The 24092-nt window shown below is 68.1% G+C and carries 26 protein-coding genes and 1 tRNA gene; 17 read left to right on the top strand and 10 right to left on the bottom strand.

Going from position 1 to position 24092, the window contains the following annotated elements; all coding sequences use genetic code 11:
- Positions 1-86: 86 nt before the first annotated feature.
- Positions 87-995 (bottom strand): serine/threonine-protein kinase RIO2, encoded by a 909-nt coding sequence (locus BLT27_RS16650; RefSeq protein WP_089735938.1) that lies wholly within the window; start codon positions 993-995, stop codon positions 87-89.
- A 259-nt stretch (positions 996-1254) separates the two neighbouring features.
- On the opposite strand from BLT27_RS16650, the gene BLT27_RS16645 reads away from it, so the two are divergent.
- From BLT27_RS16645 to BLT27_RS16600, 10 genes are all read left to right on the top strand, one after another.
- Positions 1255-1458 carry a hypothetical protein gene (locus tag BLT27_RS16645; protein WP_089735936.1) on the top strand — a complete coding sequence of 68 codons (204 nt, stop codon included), beginning with the start codon at positions 1255-1257 and terminating at the stop codon, positions 1456-1458.
- Between the two features lie 60 nt (positions 1459-1518).
- On the top strand, positions 1519-2334 hold the full coding sequence (locus BLT27_RS16640) for a lipoate--protein ligase family protein (protein WP_089735933.1): 816 nt from the start codon (positions 1519-1521) through the stop codon (positions 2332-2334).
- A gap of 61 nt (positions 2335-2395) precedes the next feature.
- Complete coding sequence (locus tag BLT27_RS16635; protein WP_089735931.1) at positions 2396-3232, top strand: deoxyribonuclease IV; 837 nt, start codon at positions 2396-2398, stop codon at positions 3230-3232.
- Positions 3233-3274: 42 nt separating this feature from the next.
- The gene (locus BLT27_RS16630) at positions 3275-4078 is read left to right on the top strand and encodes a methyltransferase domain-containing protein (RefSeq protein ID WP_217639177.1); all 804 of its coding nucleotides are present in this window, start codon (positions 3275-3277) and stop codon (positions 4076-4078) included.
- 49 nt (positions 4079-4127) lie between these two features.
- On the top strand, positions 4128-5039 hold the full coding sequence (locus BLT27_RS16625; RefSeq protein WP_089735929.1) for an ArsR/SmtB family transcription factor: 912 nt from the start codon (positions 4128-4130) through the stop codon (positions 5037-5039).
- Between the two features lie 56 nt (positions 5040-5095).
- Positions 5096-6187: an aminopeptidase gene (locus BLT27_RS16620; RefSeq protein WP_089735927.1), complete on the top strand. Its 1092-nt coding sequence runs from the start codon at positions 5096-5098 to the stop codon at positions 6185-6187.
- A gap of 189 nt (positions 6188-6376) precedes the next feature.
- On the top strand, positions 6377-7339 hold the full coding sequence (locus BLT27_RS16615; RefSeq protein ID WP_175526502.1) for a hypothetical protein: 963 nt from the start codon (positions 6377-6379) through the stop codon (positions 7337-7339).
- 57 nt (positions 7340-7396) lie between these two features.
- A complete protein-coding gene (locus BLT27_RS16610) occupies positions 7397-8473 on the top strand; it encodes an aminopeptidase (protein ID WP_089735923.1) in 1077 nt (358 codons plus the stop codon).
- Positions 8474-8676: 203 nt separating this feature from the next.
- Positions 8677-9771 (top strand): aminopeptidase, encoded by a 1095-nt coding sequence (locus tag BLT27_RS16605; RefSeq protein ID WP_089735922.1) that lies wholly within the window; start codon positions 8677-8679, stop codon positions 9769-9771.
- A gap of 170 nt (positions 9772-9941) precedes the next feature.
- Positions 9942-12221 carry a methyl-accepting chemotaxis protein gene (locus tag BLT27_RS16600; protein ID WP_089735920.1) on the top strand — a complete coding sequence of 760 codons (2280 nt, stop codon included), beginning with the start codon at positions 9942-9944 and terminating at the stop codon, positions 12219-12221.
- Here BLT27_RS16600 and BLT27_RS16595 read toward each other — a convergent pair.
- The 3 genes from BLT27_RS16595 to BLT27_RS16585 all read right to left on the bottom strand — a co-directional run bounded on the left by BLT27_RS16595 (position 12218) and on the right by BLT27_RS16585 (position 13999).
- Positions 12218-12871 (bottom strand): DUF7095 family protein, encoded by a 654-nt coding sequence (locus BLT27_RS16595; protein WP_089735918.1) that lies wholly within the window; start codon positions 12869-12871, stop codon positions 12218-12220. The genes BLT27_RS16600 and BLT27_RS16595 overlap by 4 nt on opposite strands.
- 57 nt (positions 12872-12928) lie before the next feature.
- The gene (locus BLT27_RS16590) at positions 12929-13381 is read right to left on the bottom strand and encodes a DUF4442 domain-containing protein (RefSeq protein WP_089735916.1); all 453 of its coding nucleotides are present in this window, start codon (positions 13379-13381) and stop codon (positions 12929-12931) included.
- 186 nt (positions 13382-13567) lie between these two features.
- Positions 13568-13999, bottom strand: a complete 432-nt coding sequence (locus BLT27_RS16585; RefSeq protein ID WP_089735914.1) for a lamin tail domain-containing protein — start codon at positions 13997-13999, stop codon at positions 13568-13570.
- Between the two features lie 139 nt (positions 14000-14138).
- Here BLT27_RS16585 and BLT27_RS16580 point away from each other — a divergent pair, with 139 nt between their 5' ends.
- Positions 14139-14834: an alpha/beta fold hydrolase gene (locus tag BLT27_RS16580; RefSeq protein ID WP_089735912.1), complete on the top strand. Its 696-nt coding sequence runs from the start codon at positions 14139-14141 to the stop codon at positions 14832-14834.
- 47 nt (positions 14835-14881) lie between these two features.
- Here BLT27_RS16580 and BLT27_RS16575 read toward each other — a convergent pair whose 3' ends face one another.
- Entirely contained in the window at positions 14882-17326 is a 2445-nt protein-coding gene (locus BLT27_RS16575) for an AAA family ATPase (protein WP_139172379.1), read from the bottom strand.
- A gap of 156 nt (positions 17327-17482) precedes the next feature.
- Between BLT27_RS16575 and ncsA the strand changes: the two genes are divergently transcribed.
- Positions 17483-18463 carry a tRNA 2-thiolation protein NcsA gene (ncsA, locus tag BLT27_RS16570; RefSeq protein WP_089735970.1) on the top strand — a complete coding sequence of 327 codons (981 nt, stop codon included), beginning with the start codon at positions 17483-17485 and terminating at the stop codon, positions 18461-18463.
- Here ncsA and BLT27_RS16565 read toward each other — a convergent pair.
- Both BLT27_RS16565 and BLT27_RS19935 read right to left on the bottom strand, forming a co-directional pair.
- Complete coding sequence (locus tag BLT27_RS16565; RefSeq protein ID WP_139172378.1) at positions 18460-18732, bottom strand: hypothetical protein; 273 nt, start codon at positions 18730-18732, stop codon at positions 18460-18462. The two genes, ncsA and BLT27_RS16565, sit on opposite strands and share 4 nt — an antisense overlap.
- Positions 18729-18905 (bottom strand): hypothetical protein, encoded by a 177-nt coding sequence (locus BLT27_RS19935; RefSeq protein ID WP_175526501.1) that lies wholly within the window; start codon positions 18903-18905, stop codon positions 18729-18731. Before BLT27_RS19935 ends, BLT27_RS16565 begins: the two co-directional genes overlap by 4 nt.
- Positions 18906-19049: 144 nt before the next feature.
- Here BLT27_RS19935 and BLT27_RS16560 point away from each other — a divergent pair, with 144 nt between their 5' ends.
- Entirely contained in the window at positions 19050-19592 is a 543-nt protein-coding gene (locus BLT27_RS16560) for a hypothetical protein (RefSeq protein WP_089735906.1), read from the top strand.
- Positions 19593-19646: 54 nt separating this feature from the next.
- On the opposite strand, the gene ftsZ is transcribed toward BLT27_RS16560, so the two are convergent.
- The 3 genes from ftsZ to BLT27_RS16545 form a co-directional block, all read right to left on the bottom strand.
- A complete protein-coding gene (ftsZ, locus tag BLT27_RS16555) occupies positions 19647-20894 on the bottom strand; it encodes a cell division protein FtsZ (RefSeq protein WP_089735904.1) in 1248 nt (415 codons plus the stop codon).
- Positions 20895-20896: 2 nt separating this feature from the next.
- Positions 20897-21073 (bottom strand): ribbon-helix-helix domain-containing protein, encoded by a 177-nt coding sequence (locus tag BLT27_RS16550; RefSeq protein WP_089735902.1) that lies wholly within the window; start codon positions 21071-21073, stop codon positions 20897-20899.
- A gap of 222 nt (positions 21074-21295) precedes the next feature.
- Entirely contained in the window at positions 21296-21808 is a 513-nt protein-coding gene (locus BLT27_RS16545) for a double zinc ribbon domain-containing protein (RefSeq protein ID WP_089735900.1), read from the bottom strand.
- 135 nt (positions 21809-21943) lie between these two features.
- On the opposite strand from BLT27_RS16545, the gene BLT27_RS16540 reads away from it, so the two are divergent.
- From BLT27_RS16540 to BLT27_RS16525, 4 genes are all read left to right on the top strand, one after another.
- Positions 21944-22017 (top strand) — tRNA-Tyr (locus tag BLT27_RS16540).
- Between the two features lie 338 nt (positions 22018-22355).
- Complete coding sequence (locus BLT27_RS16535; RefSeq protein ID WP_089735898.1) at positions 22356-22553, top strand: hypothetical protein; 198 nt, start codon at positions 22356-22358, stop codon at positions 22551-22553.
- On the top strand, positions 22535-23230 hold the full coding sequence (locus tag BLT27_RS16530) for a class I SAM-dependent methyltransferase (RefSeq protein ID WP_139172377.1): 696 nt from the start codon (positions 22535-22537) through the stop codon (positions 23228-23230). The genes BLT27_RS16535 and BLT27_RS16530 overlap by 19 nt, the downstream gene beginning before the upstream one ends.
- The coding region (locus BLT27_RS16525) for a DUF7845 domain-containing protein (protein WP_455549939.1) at positions 23227-24092 on the top strand (866 nt) is incomplete at its 3' end. The genes BLT27_RS16530 and BLT27_RS16525, both read left to right, overlap by 4 nt.

Raw genomic sequence — 24092 nt, 5'->3', positions numbered from 1 at the left:
GATATACTTGATATCGTACTATAGAGTTTATCACATCGATGCCCGGCAGCCGCCCCCGGTGCCTCGAACACGGAGAAACGGCCGCTTCAGTCGCTGTGCTCGCGCACCGACTCGAACTCGCCGGCCTCGATGACCGCGACGACACTCTCCTCGTCGATATCCGGGACCTGCGCCGGGTACTTCCGCGCGAAGTAGCCGACGATGTTCCGGACGTCGCGCGCGAGGAACTCGGCCGCGTTCTCGTGGTCGCTCTCGACCGCCTGTGGCCAGTCGAACACCGTCACGCCGCTCTCGTCGACGAACACGTTGTACTCACTCATGTCAGCGTGGACGAACCCCTGCCGGTAGGCCTCGGTCACCTCCGCGAGCACCAGGTCCAGCACGCCGACGACCTGGGCATCGTCGAGCTTTGCCCGGGAGAGCTCGACACCCTCCATCTTCTCCATCACGATGGCGTGGCGGTTGTGGTCGATGGGCCGGGGGACGGAGACGTCCGGGTAGAGCGCCTCCAGTCGTTCGTACTCGCGCTCGGCGGCCTTTCGCGCGGTGTAGAGCCAGGAGACGTGCTCTCGGTCGGAGGTGTAGTCGCGCTCTTTCATCACTTCGCGGAAGTTCGTGAAGCCCTCCCGGTGGTACTTCAGCGCCATCGGGCGGTAGGACTGTACCTCGTACACGTCGGACTCCTTGCCGACCCCGAGGGAGGAGCCGAAGCCGGTGACGGTGTCGCGCTCCGCGAAGGTGTGCAGCGCGAGCGCGTCGTAGCCCTCGAACTGCAGCTTGTACCCCTCGTACTGGATGGTCTTGCGTTCCAGCAGCCCCCGGTCGAGACAGCGGTCGAGCCGGTAGTCGACCTCCTCGACGGTGAGTCGCGAGAACTTCGGGATCTTCGAGCGCTGGACCCACTCGGAGAAGCGCATCCCCTGCTCGACACCCGAGAGCAGGTGGAAGTCCTCCGGCTCCAGCTCGGCGACGAGCGGGGCGACGTTCTGTACCATGGCGACCCGTAACCGGCCGGGAGGTAAAAGCCCGATGTGTCCCCGCGCCCCGCCGCCGTAAATCGTATATTGCGATATGAAATCTGCCAGGCGCCGGGAACAGGCCGCGGACGGCACACGTCGCTCGGTGCGTCGACGCTCCAGTGACCGAGCCGCGGTCGCGAACCGTCGGCGCGGGACCATGACAACAGCCACCAAACCAGATAGGGTCAGTGTACAAGCCGCTTCACACGTACCAGCAAGTGCGGAGGAACAACCGATGTCCAAGACACAATCAGGTTCGGATTACGGCGCACTGTTCGAGAAAGTAACCGGCGAGACGGAGCTCGTCGACGAGCAGGACGAGAGTGCGGCCGAGAGCGAGCGCGCGGTCGACGCGGAGATCGAGTCGTACGTCCAACGGACCGCCCGCGACGACGGGCTCGACGAGGCGGTCGAGGCCCCCGACACCGACGTCGGCTAGGCCAGACGTGCGGAGGGGCGTCACACAACGCCTTTGTCTGGACCCCGCGAACCCGCTGGTATGCTTGCGGACAGGGAGTGGCGACTGATACGCGAGGAGTCACGCGACGGCCCGACGAACATGGCGCTGGACGAGGTAGCGGCCGCGTCTGCCACGACGGACGGCGTCCGAACCCTCCGCGTCTACCAGTGGGAGCCGAGCTGTCTCTCGATGGGCTACCAGCAGGACGAAGACAGCGTCGACTGGGCGTTCTGCGAGCGCGAGGGAATCGACGTCACGCGCCGCCAGACCGGCGGCGGGGGCATCTACCACGACAGCCACGCCGACGTCTCCTACAGCATCATCGCGCCCGCCGACGAGCTCCCGGGCTCGCTCATGGACTGCTACGAGCTGCTCTGCGAGCCGGTGCTTGACGCCATCCGGTCGGTGGGTGTCGACGCGGACTTCGCGGACGAGGAGCACCCTCGCATCCACCAGCCCGCCTGCTATCTGCGGGGCATCCACCCCGCGCACGACGTGCTCGCCGACGGCGACGACGAACCGCGCAAGCTCTCGGGGAACGCTCAGTACCGCCAGCGCGACGCCGTCATCCAGCACGGCTCCATCTCCTTCGACCTCGCGACCGACCGCCACCTCGGCGTGTTCGCCGACCACGACGTGACCCCGGACCGGTTCCGCGAGCGCGTCACCGGCATCCGCCAGCAGGCCGGCGTCGACCGTGAGGCGTTCGTCACCGCACTGGAGGACTCGCTGGCGGACTGGGCTGGCGCGGCGGAGGGCGCGTGGACCGACAGCGAACTCGACGCCGCCGCGGAGCTGGTCGAGTCGAAGTACGCCGCCGACTCGTGGGTGCGCGACCGGGAGGACTCGCGGTAGCCCGCGTTGGGCCGTCGGCCGCTTCCGAAGCCACTTTGACCCGCTGCCCCCACCCGTCGGTATGGTCAAGGTAGGCGCACACGTCTCCATCGCGGGCGGTGTCGACAACGCCGTCGAGAACCAGCTCGAAATCGGCGGCAACTGCGGACAGATCTTCACGCACTCCCCGCAGGTCTGGGACCACGGCACCATCGAGGACGAGGAGGCCGCGGCGTTCCGCGACGGTACCGCGGAGTCGCTCGAGGGACCGTGGGTCATCCACGCCTCGTACCTCGTCAACCTCTGTACCCCGAAGGACGGCCTCCGCGAGAAGTCGGTCGACTCCATGCAGCAGGAGGTCGACGCCGCCGACGCGCTCGACATCGACTACGTCAACGTCCACCTCGGCGCGCACACCGGGGCCGGCGTCGAGGGCGGCATCGAGAACGCCGCGAGCGCGCTCGACGAGCTGGAGGTCCCCGACGACGTGACCGTGCTCGTCGAGTCCGACGCCGGCTCGGGCACCAAGCTCGGCGGCCAGTTCGAACACCTCGCGAGCGTCCTCGACCAGTCCGCCCACGACCTCGAGGTCTGCCTCGACACCGCCCACATGTTCGCCGCTGGCTACGACCTCTCCTCGCCCGAGGCCGTCGCGGAGACCATGGCCGAGTTCGACGACGTGGTCGGCGCCGAGAAGCTCGCCTGCGTGCACCTCAACGACTCCAAGCACGACTGCGGAACGAACAAGGACGAGCACGCCCACATCGGCGACGGCTACATCGGCGACGACGGCATGCGCGCGTTCGTCAACCACGAGCTGGTCCGTGACGTGCCGCTCGTGCTCGAGACCCCGACCGAGGACGGGCGCAGCTTCGCCTGGAACGTCGACAAGGTCCGGGAGCTGCGCGCGGACGTCTGAACGGTTCCAATCCCTTTTGAGACCCCACCTCCAAGCCCGTCCGTGCGACGATTCGACGCGGAGTACCTCGAACACACCCGAAGCGGGATGTGGGCCGACTCGCGGGCGGCGCTCGAACCGCTCGAACTCGGGCGCGCCGACAGCGTGCTCGACGTGGGCTGTGGCACGGGCGAGTTCTCGCGGGTGCTCGCCGAGGAGACCGGCGGGCAGGTGGTGGGCTGTGACGCGGACCCGGCGTTGCTCGCGGTGGCCCGGGAGCACGTCCCCGTCGTGGCGGGCGACGCGACCCGGCTCCCGTTCAGCGACGGCGCGGTCGACCTCGTGACCTGCCAGGCGCTGCTGGTGAACCTCCCCGACCCCGTCGTCGCGGTGCGTGAGTTCGCCAGGGTCGCCGGGCGGCGGGTGGCGGTGGTCGAGCCGGACAACGCCGCCGTCACGGTGGAGTCGACGGTCGACACCGAGCCCGGGCTGGCGCGGGCGGCACGGGCGGCCTACATCGCCGGCAGCGACGTGGACCCGGCGCTCGGGAGCGACGCGGCCGGACTCCTCGAAGCCGCCGGGCTGGTCGACGTCGAGACCCGGCGCTACGAGCACACCCGGACGCTCGCACCGCCGTACGACGAGGCGGACCTGCAGGCCGTCGCGCGGAAGGCCAGCGGCGCGGGCCTGGCCAGCGACGAGGCCAGTCTGCGGACGACGCTCTCGGCTGCAGAGTACGACGACCTGCGCGAGTCCTGGCGCGAGATGGGTCGCGAGGCAGCCGCGCAGGCCGCCGACGGCGACTACCGACGGACCGAGACGGTGCCGTTCTACGTCACGACGGGTCGCGTCGGGCCCGGAACGTGACCGCGTTAGCGGCTAGGGGTTCTTCGTGCCGGCCGCCCAGCACTCGGCCATGACCGACGAGTCGACGGCCGGGGACCGCGAGGGCGCAACCGAGCCAGTCGAGGACGCAGCGGCCGTCTCGGACGCCTTCGCCACTCTCGGCGACGAGACGCGCGTCGCCATCCTCGAGGCGCTGGTCGAGGCGCGACGGGGTGACCCGGAGGAGCGCGCGCTGACGTTCTCCGAGCTGCGCGAGCGGACGGGCATCGACGACTCCGGGCGATTCAACTACCACCTCGGGAAGCTCCGGGGCCGGTTCGTCGAGGAGACCGACGAGGGGTACGTCCTCAGCTACGCGGGCCGCGAGGTCGTGGGCGCGATCCTCGCCGGGACGTACGACACCGACGTCGACCCCGAGTCGGAGCCGCTCGACGATACCTGCCCGTTCTGTGACGAGGGCCTCCGGGCCTCGTTCGACGCGGGCGAGGTCGCAGTCGGCTGCGAGAACGACCACACCGTGATGCGGACCTCGGTTGCCCCGAGCGCAGCCGCCGACCGTTCCATGGACGACATCCTCTCGCTCGCTGCCCGCCAGACGTACACGATGATCGAGCTGGTCACCGGCGGCGTCTGTACCGACTGCTCGGGGCGGCTGGACCGCGAGATCGTCCCGACGGAGACGGAGCTGTCCATCGACTACGCCTTCACCACCACCTGCCGTCGGTGCGGCGCGTTCACCAGCTCCTCGGCCGGTGCAGCCGTCCTCCGCCACCCCGCGTTCGTCGGCTTCTGCCACGACCACGGTATCGACGTGGTCGACCGCCTCCCGTGGACGCTCCCGTTACTCACCGACGGCGAGACGACACGCACGAGTGCGGACCCGCCACGGTACCGGGTCCGCGTCGAGGCCGACGACGAGGTCCTCGACCTGACCCTCGACGAGCGGGGTGTCATCCTCGACACCGAGCGAACCACCAGCTGAGCGACCGAACGATTCTTCTGGAAACCGTTAACTTGCGACCGCGAGTCCAGTCGCACATGGACCCACGAGTCCGAGAACACGCGGAGATTATCGTCGAGCACTCCACAGCGGTCGAGGAAGGTGACAACGTCATCGTCAGCGCACCGCCGGTCGCGGAGGACCTGGTGGTCGCCATCGCCGAGAAGCTTGGGGAGGTCGGCGCGAACCCCTCCTACAGCTTCAACAGTTCGCGGGCGAGCCGGGCGTTCATGCGCGCGTCCGACCCCGACGAGTTCACGCTTCCCGAGCACAAGCTCGCCGAGATGGAGGAGACGGACGTCGTCATCATCGTCCGCGGCGACACGAACACGAGCGAGACGGGCGACGTCCCGCCCGAGACACGGAGCGCGCTGGCCCAGGCCTGGAAGCCGGTCCAGGAGGAACGCATGGGCAAGCGCTGGGTCGGGACGCAGTACCCCGCACCGGGGAACGCCCAGGACGCCGAGATGAGCACCGCCGCCTACGAGGAGTTCGTCTACAATGCCGTCAACAAGGACTGGGACGAACAGCGCGAGTTCCAGGCGAACATGGTCGAAATCCTGGACCCCGCCGACGAGGTTCACATCGTCTCCGGCGACACCACCGACATCCGGATGAGCGTCGAGGGCATGGTCACGGCGAACGACTACGCCGAACTCAACCTCCCCGGCGGCGAGGTGTACACCGCACCCGTCCCCGATTCGGTCGAAGGCGAGGTGCTGTTCGACAAGCCGCTCATGGCACAGGGCCGCGAGATAGTGGACGCCTGGCTCCGCTTCGAGGACGGTGCGGTCGTCGAGCATTCCGCAGCGAAGAACGAGGACGTACTCGGGGCCGTCCTCGACACCGACGAGGGGGCGCGCCGCCTCGGCGAGCTCGGTATCGGCATGAACCGCGACATCGACCGGTTCACCTACAACATACTGTTCGACGAGAAGATGGGCGACACCATCCATCTCGCCATCGGGCAGGCCATCGAGCACACCGTCCCCGACGGCCGGCCGATGAACGAGAGCGCGATGCACATGGACATGATCGTCGACATGAGCGAGGATAGCTTCATCGAGGTCGACGGCGAGGTCGTCCAGCGCGACGGGACGTTCCGGTTCGAGGACGGGTTCGAGGGATAGGGAGATTCGGAGCGAGCGCCAGCGAGCGAGAATCTCCGGAACGCGAGCGGCGAGCGCAGCGACCGACGTCGGGACTACCAGCCCGACGAGACATCGAGTGCACCGACAGTTCGGCCCTCGACCCGCCCCCGCCGGCAAGGTTTATCTGCGGACAGCAAGTCGTGTCCCGTACTACGGAACTGATTACCGATGACTGATACGAACGCACACGTTTCGGATGTCCGAGCACGGACGGACGGGAATCCACGACGTTGGCTCCCCGTGCTCGGTGTGGTCGGGTTGCTGGTCGGCGCGGTACAGGGTGCAGCAGTCGCGTTCAGCACGTATCCGGCGGTCCTCACCGAGGCGTTCTCGGCCCGCTACCTGCGGCTCCTGCTGGCGGTGCTGAACCCGTTCCTGCTGCTGGCCGTCGGCTACCTGTGGGCCACGGACGTGTCGGTGGAGTCCGAGTACCTGCCCGCCCTGGGGACCGTCACGGCCTCGTACCTCCTCGGGTTCGGGGTGGCCGTGCTCCCCCGGTTCCTGTTCCCCGAGCAGGCGGCCTACGGGTGGCCGCTCGGGATGGTCGGGTTCGCCCTCGTCGAGTTGCTCCCGATACTGGCAACACCGTTCGTCTTCCTGGGTGGTGCGTCGGTCGCCTACTTCCAGTCACGTATGCAGGAGCGTGTCTCTGAACGGACCGGTCGATATCCGGGTTCGGGTTCCACCATCCCGCTCCGGTGGGCCATCGCGCTCGGTGTCGCCGGGCTGTTGGCCGGTCTGGCCCGGGGACACAGCTACGGATTCGGCCTCGCCTCCGTGTTTGGGATGCAAATGGACCGCGCGCTGTTGAGGCTCCTGACCCTGACGGCGCTCCCACTGAACTTCTACGCCAGCTGGATTCTTCCGTTCGGCCTCGGCTACGTCTGGGGACAGGAGGGGCATCCGGCGAGCGAGTGGCCGACCGTGTTCGGCATCGTGGTCCCGACCGCCGTGGCCGGGTTCGTCCTCCTGTTCCTCGGCCCGGTGCTGGTGACGTGGCCCGAGCTCCGGTTCCTCGTCCAGCCGGCCCAGCTGCTCCACGCCGTCATCCGGACCTTTGGCTTCGTCACGGTGGCCTGCGTCGTCCTCGCCGGCGCGATGGTCGGGGGGTCCGGCGCCGACCCTCGGTAATCGCACAGAAACGGATTTCTGCGAGCCGTTTTGTGGCCCCCGGCACGGTCACAGTACATGGACCCCCGAATCAGGGAGCACGCCCGCATCGTCGTCGACCACTGTCTCGATGTCCAGCCCGGCGACCGGGTGCTCGTCGACGCGAAGCCGGCCGTCGAGGAGTTCGTCGTCGCGCTGTACGAGGAGCTGGGGGCGCGTGACGCGATTCCGATGCGCATCGGCGCGAGTCCCCGCGCGTCCAGGGCGTACCTCCGCGAGTTCGACCCCGAGGCGGCGGCGCTGAAGGAGCACAAGCTGGCGGCCCTCGAAGCGGCGGACAAGCTCGTCATGGCCTGGGGGATGGAGAACACCCGCGAGACGGTCGACGTGCCCGAAGAGGTGTCGAACGCGCTGGGCGAAGTGAATCAGCCACTCATGGAGGAACACCTCGACATGCCGTGGGTCGGGACGATGCACCCGTTGCCGGGCAACGCCCAGGAGGCCGAGATGAGCACCGACGCCTACGAGGCATTCGTCTACGACGCCATCGACAAGGACTGGGAGGCACAGCGGGAGTTCCAGCAGCAGATGGTGGAGATTTTGGAGCCGGCCGACGAGGTTCGCATCGTCAGCGGTGACCGCACCGACATCCGCATGAGTGTCGCGGGGATGGACGCCGGGAACGACCACGCGAAGCGGAACCTGCCCGGCGGCGAGGCGTACACCGTTCCGGTCCCCGACAGCGTCGAGGGGGAGGTGCTGTTCGACCTCCCCGTCGTCACCCGCGGCGAGGAGCTCGAGAACGTCTGGCTCCGGTTCGAGGACGGCGCGGTCATCGAGTTCGAGGCCGACTCGGGCGAGGAGGCGCTGGGGTCGATCCTGGACCGGGACGACGGCTCAGACCGGCTGGGCGAGCTCGGCATCGGGATGAACCGCGACATCGACCGGCTCACGAACCACATGCTGTTCGACGAGAAGATGGGCGACACCGTTCACCTCGCCCTCGGGCGCTGTCTCGACGAGGTCGTACCCGAGGGCATGTCCGGCAACGAGAGCTCGCTCCACGTCGACCTGCTCGTCGACATGAGCGAGGACAGCTTCATCGAGGTCGACGGCGAGGTCGTCCAGCGCGACGGGACGTTCAGGTTCGAATAGCAGGGCGATTCCGAGGGGCAGCGAGGAACCTCGGACCGGACCGGCCAGCCCCAGCGAGCCGTGGAGCAGTAGGGCGGTCTCGAGCGCCAACGAGCCGTCCAGCGGGGTCGAGCAGGCGGGGGCTCCCCCGCAACAAACCATCAACCACTATACAGAATTCCCCTTCTGAAAACCGTTATCTCCCGTCGGGGAGAGCCATCGGTATGGACGAGAGAGTCAGGGAACACGCACGCATCATCGTCGACCACTCCATCGACCTCCAGGCCGGTGACGAGGTGCTCCTCTCCGGCGGCGAGCTGGCCGAGGACCTGCTGATAGCCCTCCACGAGGAGATCGGGAAGCGCGGCGCGTTCCCCATCGTCTGGAGCCGACCGTCGCGGGCGCACCGGGCGTTCATGCACGCGATGGACCCCGAGGTGTACGGCGAGGTTCCGGACACACTCGAGGCGATGGTCGAAAACGTCGACGCGGCCGTCGGCATCCGCGCCGCGCGGAACACACACGAGCAGGGCGACATCCCGCCGGAGAAGAACACGGCGATGGCGACGCTCTTCCAGCCCATCCAGTCGAAGATGATGGCCAAGCGCTGGGTCGGGACGCAGTACCCCGCGCCCGGCAACGCTCAGGACGCCGAGATGAGCACCGAGGCCTACGAGGAGTTCGTCTGGGCTGCAATCAACAAGGATTGGGAGGCCCAGCGCGAGTTCCAGCAGCCGATGGCCGAGAAGCTCGACGCGGGCAGCGAGGTCCACATCGTCTCGGGCGACACCACCGATATCGTGATGAGCATCGAGGGCACCGTCGCGAAGAACGACCACGCCGAGAACAACCTCCCCGGCGGCGAGGTGTTCACCGCACCGGTGCCGGACAGCGTGGAGGGCGAGGTGCTGTTCGACATGCCGCTGATGGCCCACGGCCGCGAGGTACAGGACGTGTACCTGCAGTTCGAGGAGGGAGAAGTCGTCGACTTCAGCGCCGCGAAGAACGAGGAGGTGCTGGCCGCGGTTCTGGAGACGGACGAGGGCGCAAAGCGCCTCGGTGAACTGGGTATCGGCATGAACCGCGACATCGACCGGTTCACCGACAACATGCTGTTCGACGAGAAGATGGGCGACACCGTCCACATGGCGCTCGGCCGCGCCTACGAGGAGAACGTCCCCGAGGACTGCGACGTGGAACGCAACGAGTCCGCCATCCACATGGACATGATCGTCGACATGAGCGAGGACTCGAACATCACCATCGACGGCGAGCTCGTCCAGCAGGACGGCACGTTCTGGTTCGAGGAGGGGTTCTAGGCGCAGCGACGAACCTCGAACCAGCGCGGCGACGACGGGACGGCGAGCGACCCCGGTGACCTGTGCCGAACGTTCCCGTACCCAACCGTTCCGAGAGACACGTCCACACACCGGCCCGGAAATATCAATATTACGAAGTTTGATGCTCGCACGTCATCGACATCTCGTCGATGGGACCGGGGCTACTACCCAAACGGATCGGAACGAGCTACGCGGTCAAGTTCACGCTCGCGCTCGTGGTGTTACTCGGCATCGTCGGTGGGTTCGGCTACTTCATCTACGATACGACCGGGGCCGCCATCGAGGAGGACACGAGGGCCGAGCTACGGAACGAGGCCTCGATACAGACACAGTACATCGACGGCTGGTTCCGGACCACAGCCGGCCAGATGGAGTCGATACGGCGGACGAACGCCTTCCGGAACGAGAACGACCGCGTGATGACGAGTCGGCTCACGGAGCTCGCCGAGCAGGAGGCGATAGCCGGCGCGTACTACGTGAACACGACGACCGACCGGGTCGTCGTCTACGGTGGTTCGCAGTCCGGCTTCCGTGACGACTCGCGGGACGTCCAGCCGTCGCTCTCGACGCACGTGCAGAGCGCACTGGACGCCGCACCCGAGGCGAACGTCGTCACCACCACTGCGTTCAGGCTGGAGTCCGGCCAGCCCGTGCTCGCGCTGGTCAGCCGGATGCCGGGGTCCATCCACGACAGTCACGAGGAGACCATCATCGTCTCCGTCGTGGACCTCCGGGCGCTCTCGAGGGTCGTCCTGGGTGACGCGAACACGGTCAGGGTGCTCGACGACCGCGGAAAGGTCGTCCTCGCACAGGACCCGTCGGTGCTGCTGACCGACGACTCGGTGGGGAGCCAGCCCCTGGACGGCAGCAGTGGGTACACGGGGGCGGTCAACGGAAGCGGGAACGAGCTGGCCGTCGGCTACGCGTCGGCGACCACGCAGCCGTGGACGACGACCACGCGCGTTCCGAGGGCGTCGGCGTTCGCGCTCCAGCAGACGGTCCAGCGCCAGCTCGGCGCGATGCTCGCGGTCGTCGTCCTCGGCATGGTGGTGTTCGGGCTCACGCTCGGGCGGAACACGGTCCGGTCGATCTCCCGGCTCTCGGCGAGCGCTGACCGGCTGCAGGACGGTGACCTCGAGACGCCGGTCGAATCCAGCCGCGCGGACGAGCTCGGCGACCTGGCGCGTGGGTTCGACGAGATGCGGCGGTCGCTGAAGGAGCAGATCGAGGAGGCACGGGCGGCTCGCCGGACCGCCGAAGCCGCCCGGCAGGAGTCCGAGCAGTTCAGTCGCCAGCTCCGGGAGACGGCAGACGAGTACGGAACCGTGATGCAGTCGTGCGCGGACGGCGACCTGACACGGCGACTCGACCCGGACACCGAGTCCGAGGCGATGAGCACCGTCGCGACGTCGTTCAACGCGATGCTCGACGACATCGAGGAGACGGTCCGCTCCTCGAAGCAGTTCGCCGCGCAGGTCGACGACGCGAGCCAGACCGCGGCGGAGAGCGTCGCCGAGGTGAAGGATGCATCGGAGCAGGTCACGGAGTCCGTCCAGGAGATCTCTATCGGCGCGGAACGCCAGAGCGACACGCTCGGCACCGTCGCCTCGGAGATGGAGGACCTCTCGACGACGACCGAGGAGATCGCGGCCTCCTCGAACGAGGTCGCCGACCTGGCCGAACGGACGGCGGTGACGGGGGAACGCGGCCAGAACGCCGCCGAGGACGCAATCGAGGGACTCCGGGAGATAGAGGCCGGGTCCGAGACAGCCGTCGACGAGATCGAGGCGCTCGAGGCGGAGGTCGAGCAGGTGGACGAGCTCATCGAGTTCGTCTCCGGGCTGGCGAAGGAGACGAACATGTTGGCGCTCAACGCGAACATCGAGGCCTCCCGCGGCGGTGGCGAGGGGGACGCCACCGGGTTCGGCGTGGTCGCCGAGCAGGTGAAAGACCTCGCACAGGAGACGAAAAACGCCACCGAGGACATCGAACGCCGGCTCGAACGCATCGCCGAGCAGACCGAGCGGGCGTCGCAGCAGGTCCAGCGGACGGCAGCGCGCATCGATGCCGACGCCGAGTCCATCGAGCAGGCGATCACCGCCCTCGACGAGGTCGCCGCGTACGCCCAGGAGACCAACGAGGGGGTGCAGGAGATCTCGGCGGCGACCGAGCAGCAGGCGGCGACGACGGAGGAGGTCGTCGCGGCCGTCGAGGACGCCGCCGGCATCGCGGCACAGACCACCGAGGAGACGGAGACCGTCGCGGCGGCCGCCGAGGAGCAGACGGCGAACGTCACGGCGGTCTCGGAGACGGTCGAACAGCTCTCACATCGGGCGGCGTCGCTCAGTGAGATGCTCCGTGGCTTCGACGTCGACGACGCCGGGACCGCGGCGCCGAACCCCGGACAGATCCAGGCCGGCGACGACTAGACGACGTCCCCGCGCACCGTCGCGCCCTCCTGCTGCTCGCGCCAGTCGTGCAGTTCCGACGCCGCCGCCTGCGCCTGCTCCTCCTCGAGCCCGAGCATCCCGAGCGCCCGCGAGAGCGTCGGGAGCGCCAGTTCGGACTCGCGGAGCTTCCGCATCGCCTCGTCGCTGCGCTGGCCGTCGACCCAGAGGCAGACGCCGCGCGGGTCGAGCAGCGTCGACCAGTCCTCCCGGCGTTTCGCCCCGGCGAGGCGCTGAGTCACGTTGTCGTCGAAGCTGGCGTTGCAGACCTCCAGGTGGACGGGCTCGTCGTCGTCCGGGAGCAGGTGTGCACCAAGACACTTCTCGGGGGCGGCGTGGCCGTTGGCGTTCGCACGCAGGTGCTCCGGGTACGCGTCGGCCCACTCCGTGCGGACCGTCTGCCCGACGCCCTGGACGCCGTACTCGGCCTCGAACTCGTCGGCGCGGGAGGCGTCGCCGCCGAGCAGGATGTCCTTCGTCAGGTAGACGTCGAGGCGGTCGACGGGGTCCAGCCCGAGCGCCAGGTCGCCGTACACCCAGACCTCGCGCACCGGCACGGGCAGCTGCTCGGACTCGACGGTGTCGAGGATGGCCGCGACGCGGTCGAGCGCGTCGTCGCGTGGGAGACTCATACCCGCGGGTAGTCGTCGGAGGTGGATAATGCCCTCGCTCCTCGGCGGTCGTCCCGGTCAGTCCCGCCCGACGTACACGGTCTTCTCGACGGTCGCGTGGGTCGTCCCGTCGGCAGCGACGACGTCGACCTCGTACTCGCGGTCGATGCTCTCCTCGCGCTCCAGCCGCTCTCGGATGCTCGCCAGCTCGTCGTCGGGCAGGCGGAACCGGGCGTACAGGTCCTCGGTGCCCGGGCGACGGAATCGGACCGAGGCGGCCTTGTCCCACACGGTGTACTCGTCGGGGAGCGCCTGGATGAGCATCATCGCGTAGATGGGGTCACACGCGCCGTAGATGCTCCCGCCGAACGTCGTCCCCATGTAGTTCCGCGTCCGGAGGTTCCGGGGGATCTCGACTCTGACCTCCTGCCAGTCCTCGGCGATGTACCGGACTCGGCCGCCGGTGCCCCGGTACGACGGCCACAGGTTGAAGCCGAGCCGCTGCAGCCGGGTGCGCCACGATTCGCTCATTGCTCTCCGGCAGGGTGTTCGGGGACGTGAGTGCTGTGGAACCCATGTCGCGTCGTTTCGGGTTTCTCCGAACTGGTCGGTGCTCGTGCTCGCCGGGCGAGCACGCACCCGGATTGCGCTGTCGGTTGCTGTGACCGATGCCTGCCAGTGGGGCACCGTGGTCGCGTCCACCCACGTACCGACCGTTCAGCCGGGACAGGTCGTACTGCCGACGATGGTGCCCCGAGGGCCGACGAGGGTGACGCGGCCGTCCGGGCAGAGCTGTTCGTCGCGGTTCGCGCCGCGGACGAACTTCGGGGGGTCGGAGCGGTCCATGCCCTCGAGGACGCTCGTCGACTCGACGGCGACCCAGCTCCCGGGGTCGAGCGTGAGGCGGTCGAACTCGTAGACTGCACCGTCGTCGTACTCGAGCGTGTAGCCACGCATCGGGACGTCAACCCCGCCGTCGTTGTGGACGTAGACGCGTTCGCCGTTCTCGCCGGGGCGTTCGATGTCGAGGCGGAGTTCGGCGTCGGGCGGGTGGGTCCCGGGTGCGTCGACCGTGTCGAACGTGCTGAGGCAGCCGCCCAGGCTCGCGACGGCGGCGGTCAGGACCGCACGGCGGGACGCCGGAGGCATGGCACGGGCTTGCAGGGGAGGGCACAAATACGTGTCCGACGCAGCGGCGGACCCTCCGGGGGCGCACCCGGAAGAAAACCCGAGACAGCGGGTCGACAGTTCTGGGGCGTTTATGCCGAGCCGGTTCGACGAGCGTGGTATGCAAGCACGAGTCACGAACGAGGACGGGTCGTCCGACCTGGTGTTCGTCCTCGGCTGGGGGAACCGCCACGAGCACGAGAACGTCGACTGGCTGGTCGGACAGTTCGCCGACGCTGGCTACCGGGTCCACGCGCTCCAGATTCCGGTGTTCCCCGACGACTTCGACGCGGACTACGTCGAGCCGGTGCGGTCGTACTGCGCGGACCTCGGCGAGTTCCGGCTCGCCGGACACAGCACGGGCGGGCTCATCGCCGCGTACATCGAGGGAGCCGAGACGACCACCTACCTGAGCCCGTGGTGGGACTTCCCGCCGGAGTCGAAGGGCGCGCTGTTCTCGCTCGTCGCGAAGCTCGGGGTCGGTGCCAAACTCGTCCCGTCGGGCGTCGACGACCGCCGCGCCATCGGGGAGCTGACGACCGACCGCCAGCTGTCGGCCATCCCAGGGAAGGTGTCGCCGCGGTTCGTTCGGGAAGCGAGTCGCGGCCACCGCAACCGACCTGAGGTCGACGCGGACGCCGTGGTGTTCTGCTCGCTCCGGGACCAGGTCGTCAGCGTCAGGGCCATCGGCGAGGCCGCCGACGCCGACCAGGTTCGGGTGTACGAGGGCGGCCACGAACTGTTCTCCTCGCGCCGTCGCGACGAGTACGTCGAGCAGCTGCTGGCGGCGGTGGACGGCGGGCTGGACGCAGTCTAAGACACACAGAGGACGGGGAACAACGGGTGACACGGGGGTCGACCGCGTCAGGAGATGTAGCGCAACCCGGAGCCGTGGTCGCTGTCGCTGTACTCGTCGAGCCCCGCCCAGTTCTCGATGCTGGAGCCGGTCTCGGCGACCGCGTCGAGCAGCCGCTCGGTCGTCACCGCGCCGTCGGCACGCAGGGCCGCCCGCATCGCGAGCGTCGCGACCGTCTCCAGGTCGGCGACGGCGTAGCCGGCCGCGCGGTCCGCGACGGCACGCCAGTCGACCGACTCGACGAGCCGGTCGTCGACGTGCTCGCGAAGGACGGCGGCCCGGCGCTCACGGTCCGGCGGCGGGACCTCGATGCGTTCGTCGAAGCAGCCCGAGTGGAGCACCTCCGTCGCGACGTGGTCGACCAGCGTGGCGGCACCGAGGACGACCACCTCGTCGTCCCGGGTGTCTCGCAGCGCGCCCCGGAGCTGATGGGCGAACGCCGACGGGATACCGCCGGAGCGGTGGTCGGTCCCCGCGAGCACGTCGAGGTCGTCGACGAGGACGACGCAGGGCGCGTTCGCGCGGGCCACCTCGAAGGCGGCGTCGAGTGCCTCACTCGGGTCGTCCCCCCAGTCGCCGGCGAGGCGCGCGGGCGTCACCCGGACGAGTGGGACGCCGAGGTCGCCCGCGACGGCCGCACAGAGCGTGCTCTTGCCACAGCCCGGCGGCCCGTACAGCAGCGCGCCGTCGAGGCTCCCGACGCCGTAGGACTCGTACCGCTCGGCGTCGGACAGCGGGGCGAGCACGCGCTCGCGGAGGCGCTCGACGGCGTCCGGCAGGCCGTCGATGTCCGCGAGCGTCAGCGACGGCTCACCCTCGACGATGTCGGCCGCGTCGAGGTCGACACCCGGCGGCTGGCGGACGTTCTCCTCCGCGACGCCCGTGGCGGCCGCGGCCGGGTCGACGTGGTCGTAGCGGTCGAGCCACGAGGGGATCGAGGTGGTCGTCTCGCCGACCGCGGCTCGCAGGTGCGACTCGTCGATGGCGCAGTCCTCGGCGAGGGCCTCGCGGGCAGCGGTCTCGGCGACGAGTTCGAGGTCGCTCGAGGCGTAGCCCTCGGTGCGCTCGACGGTCCCCGAGAGGTCGATGTCCTCGACCGTCGGCCGGCCAGCGAGGTGCACTCGCAGTATCGCGGCGCGAGCGTCGGCATCCGGCGGCGGCACCTCGATGCGCTCGTCGAAGCGACCGGAGCGGAGGACGGCGTCGTCGACGTCCGCGAGGAAGTTCGTCGCGCCGAGCACGACGACGTCCTCGCCGTCGACCGCCTGCAGCTCGGTCAGCAGCTGGTTGACCATCTGCTGCTCGCTGTTGGTCATGTCGTTGTCCCGGCTGGCGGCGACCGCGTCGATCTCGTCGAGGAAGACGAGACAGGGCTGGTTCGCACGCGCGACGGCGAACACGTCCTGGACGTTCTCGGCGGCCTCGCCGACCCACTTGCTCGTGAGGTCCGCCGGCGAGAGCTCGACGAAGTTGTGGTCGAGTTCGCCGGCCAGCGCGCCGGCGATGTACGTCTTCCCACAGCCCGGCGGGCCGTGGAACAGGATACCGTTCGTGACGCCGAGGTCGTACTCGCGGTAGCGCTCGGGCTCGCGCAGCGGCGAGAGCACGCGCTCCTCGAGCAGCGCCTTCAGGTCGGCCATGCCGCCCACGTCGGCGAACTCGCGACCGGGCTCGGTCTCCAGCAGCGACTCGACGTTCAGTTCGACGCCGTCGGGCACGGTGAACGCCGGCTCGGCTGCGGGACCGGTGCCATCCGCGCCATCGAGGCGGCCGGCCGACCGGACCCGGTCCATCACCGCTTCCGTCTCGGAGACGTACTGCGAGAGCCACCGCTCGTCGTGGACCCGCCCCCGGCCGTCGGCCGTGCCGAACTCGCGGACGGCACCGAAGCGGTCGGGGTGCTCGTCGCTCGTGAACGCGGCGACCCAGAACGGCAGGTAGACCCGCGTCACGTCGTCGACAGAGACGAAGCCGTCGGGCGAGAAGTCGGCCGGAAGCCCGAGCCCCGAACGGAGCTCCTCGACCGCGTCCGGCTCCTGGTCCGCGGCGCGCTCGATACGCGCTCGGAGTAGTTCGGCGGCCTCCCGGTCGGACCGCCGGAAGCGCATCGGCAGCGTCGCATCCGGCCCCCCATCGCCGTGCAGGTCGTAGCGCTCGTCGAGGTCGACGTGCTCGGGGTTCCCGGCGCTCGCCGCGTACGACGTCAGGTCGGCCTCGTGGCCCTTGCCGAGGCCGTCGACGAGCACGAACGCGTGCCGGCGGTGGTCGTCGTCGCCGGCCCAGCCGTCGACGGGCCGGTAGGCGACGCGGGCACGGACGACCGGGTAGAGCACCCGACAGAGCGCGTCGAGGTCGAAGGCTGGCTCCGCGGCGGCCAGTTCGCCCATCGCGTCCCTGGCGACACCCACGCCAGGGAGTGTGCGGTCGACGTAGGTGGTGTCGCGGGTGGTCACGGGGACTCACGCCCGGGGACGGGCTGTCGGCGGGAGTTCGAGGGGTACATCGTTGCGTTATTTCAACACATCTGGTATCAAATCACTTTCGAGATGAGCGAGGCGGGGCGTACGGACCCGAAACGCGTTTCCCGGGCCGTCGACAACCGACGAGCGATGACCGAGTGCACCAGGTGCGGAAGGGAGGCCGTGATGCACGCCGCCTACTCCGGCGCGCACCTCTGCGAGTCGCATTTCTGCGAAACCGTCGAGAAGCGGGTGCGAAAGCGCGTCCGCGAGGACGGCCTGGTGCCACGCGACGCGACGCCCGACGACCCCGAGACGTGGGTCATCGGGCTCTCCGGCGGCAAAGACAGCGTCGTCCTCACCCACATCCTCGACGAGACGTTCGCCGAGGACCCCCGCATCGAGCTGGTCGCGCTGACCATCCACGAGGGTATCGAGGGCTACCGCGACGAGAGCGTCGGCGCCTGCGTCGAGCTCGCCGACGAGCTCTCGCTGCGGCACGAGCTCGTCACCTACGAGGACGAGTTCGGCGTCCGGATGGACGACGTGGTCGAGGACGACCCCGAGAACATGGCCGCCTGCGCCTACTGCGGCGTGTTCCGACGCGACCTGCTGGAGCGCTACGCCGACGAGTTCGGCGCGGACAAGCTGCTGACCGGCCACAACCTCGACGACGAGGCCCAGACGGCGATGATGAACTTCCTGGAGGGCGACGTGGCACAGATGGCCAAGCACTTCGACGCCTCCATCGGCGGCTTCGACGGCGACGACGCCCGCAGCGACCAGGACGAGTTCGTCCCGCGCGCGAAGCCGCTGCGCGACGTGCCCGAGAAGGAGGTCGCCCTCTACTGCCACCTCCGCGACCTCCCGGCGCACATCACCGAGTGTCCGCACTCGAGCGAGGCCTACCGCGCCGAGATCCAGCAGCTGCTGTACGGGCTGGAGGAGAACCACCCCGGCACGCGCCACTCCATCATGGCCGGCTACGAGGAGCTCGCGGGCGTGCTCGCGGACCGGTACGACGAGGACGGCGACGGCCCCGACCTGCACGAGTGCGAGGACTGCGGGGCGACGACGACCCGCGACCGCTGCCGGAAGTGCTCGCTGCTCGACTCGCTCGAGGCGGTCTAGAGCCAGTACGCCGGGATGCCGAGCACGACGGCGAGGAAGCCGACGACGACCCCCGCGTCCACGTACTGACGGTCGAGGTCCCTCCGCGCGTCGGCGTAGAGGCTCACGCCCACGAGGACGACACCGAACCCGAACAGTCCGAGTGCCAGCGGTGCGTCGTGGAGACCCGTCGTCTCGCCGCCGTGGGCTGCCACGCCGCCGGTGAGGGCGGTCCCACAGAGCACCGCCGTCGTCACCGCCCTGGCACCAGTGCGCCACCGGCCGCTCACGCTGTACCACCCCGCGACGGTGCCGGCGCTGCGACGGCGGTCAGCGAGAGCCCGGTCGCTCCCGCGAGCACCAGAACCGACAGGAGCGTGGCCGTGGCGTCGAGCGGCCAGCCGTTCGTCGACACCCGTCGCACCGCCGACCGGGACCGGTCGGTCGTCGACGTGTTCGCCATGTTCGAGCGTCTTCGGGGCACCCGCTTATAGTTTTCAGACCGCCTTCCGTGCCGGAATACGCCACGGGGGCTCTCACGGCAGCCGCCGCACGCGTAAGACACGCACCCCGAAACCGATTTGGGACGCGCCACGGAACGGCGACCATGGGACTGCTCGACACGCTACGGAGGCTACTGCGGTCGTCGCCGTCGGACGATTCGGTCGAGAACCCGGCCGAGCGTGCGACACCGACGGCCGACCCCGACCGGATGTACGCCACCGCACCGTCCGACGACGACGGCGACCAGCCCGACCGCGACCCCGTCGAGCCGGAGCAGCCGTCGACCCCACCGGAGCTGTTCGCCCAGGAGGCCGAGGAGTGTGCCGACTTCTGGAGCGACTACGACCTGGACTTCACGACCGACTCGCTCGCGCGGCTCGACGACGCCGTCGACGAACGGTTCGAATCGCACCGGTTCGTCGGTGTCGAACCGGACTCGGACGGAAGCGCCGACGCACGCGCGTTCGAGCGCGTCGTCCGCTCGTTCGGCAGCTACTGCGGTGAGACGCTCGTCCGCGACGCCGGCTGGGAGTGGGTCGAGAACGGCGACTGGCACGTCACCGACGGCGACGAGACGCTCGACCCGTTCGCCGTCGCGACCGGCGTCTTCCGGTCCGAGACGACGTTTACGTCCGTGCTGGACTGAGTCGGCCAGCGCCGCCGCTGGCCGGTCGGGTCGAAAGAAGGTGCGGATACCGAGTCAGCGGATGACGTCGAGTCCGTTGTTCTGCTCGATCTCGTCCTGGCCGCCGTCGCCCCAGGTGCTGCCGGAGTTCGAGTCGCCGCCACCGTTGACGGACTGGCCGCCGCCGTTGACGGACTGGCCGCCGCCGCTGTTCTGGACCGGCTGACCGCCGGGCTGGGCTTCGAACTCAGCCTCGTCGACGCCGTCGATGGCCTGGCGGGACTTGTTGGCCTGCTTCTGCGTGCTCGGGCCGAGCACCTGCGCGCTCTGGACGCCCGTCATGATCGCCATGACGCGGACCTTGCCCTTGTAGTTCTCCTGGATGCGTGCGCCCCAGATGACGTTCGCGCTGGCCTCCAGCCGTTCGGTGATGTTGTTCGCGATGCCCTCGGCCTCCTTCAGCGTGAGGTCCGGGCCACCCGTGATGTGGACGAGTCCACCGGATGCACCACGGTAGTCCACGTCCAGCAGCGGGTGGTTCATCGCGTCGTTCACCACCTCTCGCGTCTTGTTCTTGTCCTGTGTCTCGCCGACGAGCATCACCGCGACGCCACCCTGGTTCATGATGGACGTCATGTCGGCGTAGTCCAGGTTGATCAGACTCGGTTGGGTGATGGTCTCGGAGATGCCCTTGACCGTCTCGGCGATGATCTGGTCCATGACCGAGAACGCCTTGCCGATGGGCAGGTTCGGGACGTAGTCGAGCAGCCGGTTGTTGTCCAGCACGATGATGGAGTCGGCCTCCTCGCGGAGCTTCTCCAGACCTTCCTCGGCCTTGACCGTGCGGGCGCGCTCGACGTTGAACGGCGTCGACACCATGCCGACGACGATTGCGCCCTGCTCCTTCGCGATGCTGGAGACGACCGGGGCGGCACCGGTACCGGTCCCGCCACCCATGCCGGCGGTCACGAACACGAGGTCCGCGTCGCCGAGCACCTCCTTGATGGTCCCCTGGGCCATCTCGGTCGCGCGCTCGCCCATCGAGGGGTCGCCGCCCGCGCCGAGCCCGTTTGTGAGGGACTTGCCGACCAGGATCTTCGTGTCGGCCTCTATCATCTTGAGGTGCTGCTTGTCGGTGTTGATGGCGACGGTGTCGGCACCGTCGACGCCGATGTTGTACAGTCGGTTGACGGTGTTGTTGCCGGCGCCACCGCAGCCGACGATGACGATGCGCGGATCGCCGAACTCGTCACCCGTGGTGTCGGCCTGCTGCTTCTGCTCTCGTTCCTCGTGTTCGAGGGCTTCTTGGACGATATCCTGCATCGTTAGACCTTTGCCCAGGTGCGCTGGGATTTCTCGTTCGAGCGGTCGTTCTGCTCGTTGAGCATCTCACGGACTGCCGACCGGATCGCCTCGCTCCGGTTCGGGTACTCGCCCGTCTCGACCATCTGTTCAACTTCCTCGATCTGCTGCTTCGGTATTCGCAGTGTCACACGCTCCATGGTTTTGATTCCCCTTTGGGTAAGACGTCCCGCGTGGGATTCTTTCGCACGCGTTCCGTCTTACACACCGAAACCGTACGCGGGAGCCCCGTATTCTCCCGAATCCGTAGTGTGTAAGACACCCGTCTTACGCAACTGTATGCACAGTGTCATACATAATAAATCTACCGCCTATTTCGACCCCCGATTCGTCGTCTTGTGTGACGACAGCCCCGATTTGTCCTACGCGGAGTCCAACACGTCCGCCGCCGGCGTCCGACGCCCGCAGCTCGGACAGAACCCCCAGTCCGAACGGATCTCGTCGCCACAGTCACAGAAGGCCCGCCGCGAGGCCTTCTCGCCGCAGTTCGGACAGTACACGTGGTCGCCGTCGAGCGTCTCACCGCACTGTCCGCAGCTCCGGTCGACGTCCCCCGTCTCCGGTTGTGCCGTCGGTTCGTCAGACACCGACGCACGCTCCGGCGTCGCTCCTTCGAACTGGAGGTTCACGTTTACGTCCTGCTGATGCGTGCGCATGTGATACGCGACGCGTTCGTCCACGAGCTCCGTCACCCGGTCGGCAAGGAACCCGTCCAGCGTGTCGTTCTGACCGTCCGACGACCCGCCCGACGGCTCCGCGAGCTCGTCGTCGAGGTACGCACGGAGCGCCTCCCGAACGAGCTGGCTCTTCGACTCCTCGCGCGCCTCCAGGCGCTCGACCAACTCGTCGTCCGCACGCACGGTAATCTTACTCATGCCCGCTTTCGCACACAGTTCTATGCGCCAACTATTTTAATCTATCTGCCGCGTCTGACACCGGTCGTACTACACCCCGTCAGGACCGCGAATGATAACCCTTAAATCGTACTCGGCGACTACGTGAGAGTACGCCCGCCCTTAGCTCAGACTGGTAGAGCAGTCGACTGTAGATCGACTTGCCCCCCGTTCAAATCGGGGAGGGCGGATACGAAATAAACCCCAGAGAGCGCCTCTCTGTGGGTTTTTCTCCACTTCGGTTTCAGACGCTAAGCGACGAGCCTCAGCTCCGCCTCGGGGGTGGTCTGCGTGAGTACCGAACGTCGGTTCGGTATCTCGCGCGACGAGCTCCGAGCGCGTGAGCAATCGAAGCCCGTTCCCACCACGTCCCGCGAGTTCCGCTGTGACGAGTGTGGGACCCGCTGTACCCGTCTGACCGACGGGTCCGAAGCCGGGCACCTGCATGGCTGTTCTCGTCGACTAGAGCGCACTGGAGCCGAGCGCGTCGCTCCGTCTCTCGAAGCCATCGAGTGCGGGGGTGAGGACGATGAATAGCGTGTTCGTGCGTGCGTCGCGCCTGTACGACGCACACACGGGAGAGACGACACGGTGGGACTGGCCGCGCTCCGGTGAGCGCGTCGATGCCTTCACGGACCCGGTGAGCGGCGAGTACGAGCTGAAGCTGGTCGCTCCCGAGTCGGGCTCGTGGGTCGAGGCGGCCGACGCTTGGGAGGTGCGACGATGACGCGCCAAATCCTCCACCTGTACGCGGACATCGGCGTCGAGGACGAGGTTCTGCACACGTACGGCGCGGTCACTCGCGTCGGCATCGAACCTGACACGAACCCGTTCAGCGACGTGGTTCAGGGCGATGCGCGGAACCCTCCCATCACCGGTTCGTTCGACTTGGCGGTTGCTCATCCCCCATGCCAGCGATTCAGTCGTGCGACTGCCGGGAACAACCGTGATTCACACCCGGATTACATCGACGACGCCCGACGTGTTTGCCGCGAGTACGCCGACCACTACATCATCGAGAACGTTCCACAGGCTCCGCTTCGGGACCCTGTGACGTTCTCGGGTGGGATGTTCGGGATGCCGATTCACTACCCCCGAGCGTTCGAAACCTCGTTTACAGTTCCGGAACCCGACCGTTCTCCCCGATTCCGGCCCGACGACGGTCCACTCGCGGACCAAGGAAAGCATGGAAACGCATGGGTCGGGACTAACGAGGGATGGCGACTCGCGAAGGGGTACGGCCACGACTGGCCCGCACGCGGACTGAAACGCCACGCTGTCCCTGCTCCCTACCTCCGGCGACTCCTCTACCATTGGCTCGCTGCCGTGGAGGGAGACACCCGGAGTGAACAGCAGGGGCTTGGTGCCTATCACGTCGCCACTGATGGGGGTGTCGAGCAGTGAGCTTTCAGCAGTTCGTCCGACCGCAGTGCCACGAGTTCGACGTACACTTTCACTTCACGCGGTACGCGCTGAAGCCGTACTACGCGCTCGACTCGGTACGGAAGGACCACCACGGCTGGAGTACGTCGGGGAAACCGACGGCGGACTTCAACCTCGACGGCGACCGATGGGCCGCGTCGTTCGACTACCAGCACCAGCCCATCCTCCCCCCGGACCCGTCGGTCGCGCCGAACTACGGACTCGAAACGGTCCCCCTGTTCCGGGTCCACTTCGTCGCGCGGGATAGCCTGTACGACAACGAGCGCGCGGACCGGTCGGCTCGTATCCGGGGCGGCACGATTACGGTGCGCCCGCGCTGGCCGGACATGAAGGTCAAGGACGACGGGACGGGCGAGGTCTCGTCGGTAGACGGCTACATGGACATCGGCCAGCCGTACCTGGACGTGCAGGTTCAGGGGTCGAATATCGACTTCGACCTGTACCTCGACGTCGTTCAGGAGGCGATGGCTGCGTTCGGTATCCACAGGAAATACTTCTCGGACCCGGCGCGCACGTCGAACATCAACGACGCGGCCGTGTACGTCCGTCCGAAGCGGTCTCTGTCGGGTCCGGTGTATGCCGCGGATGGGCCTATCGAGCGGATTCACCAGCTGCTCGAAAGCGACCGGTCCGGGGTCCGTCGACACCACGCGAACCACTCGAAGCTTCCAGGGTATCACGTGGCGACGACGGTCGACACACCCCGCGCGGGCCAGCTGGTCAAAGGTCACAGGCTCGGGAAGGAGATTAAGCACTACTACCCGGAGTACCCGGAGAACCGGAGCCCGGACGACCCGCTGTACCATCCGAAGGTGGAGGTCTC

Source organism: Haloarchaeobius iranensis (assembly GCF_900103505.1).
GTDB lineage: Archaea > Halobacteriota > Halobacteria > Halobacteriales > Natrialbaceae > Haloarchaeobius > Haloarchaeobius iranensis.
The sequence above is the reverse complement of the archived record's forward strand: the minus strand, read 5'-3'. Positions and strand labels throughout refer to the sequence as shown.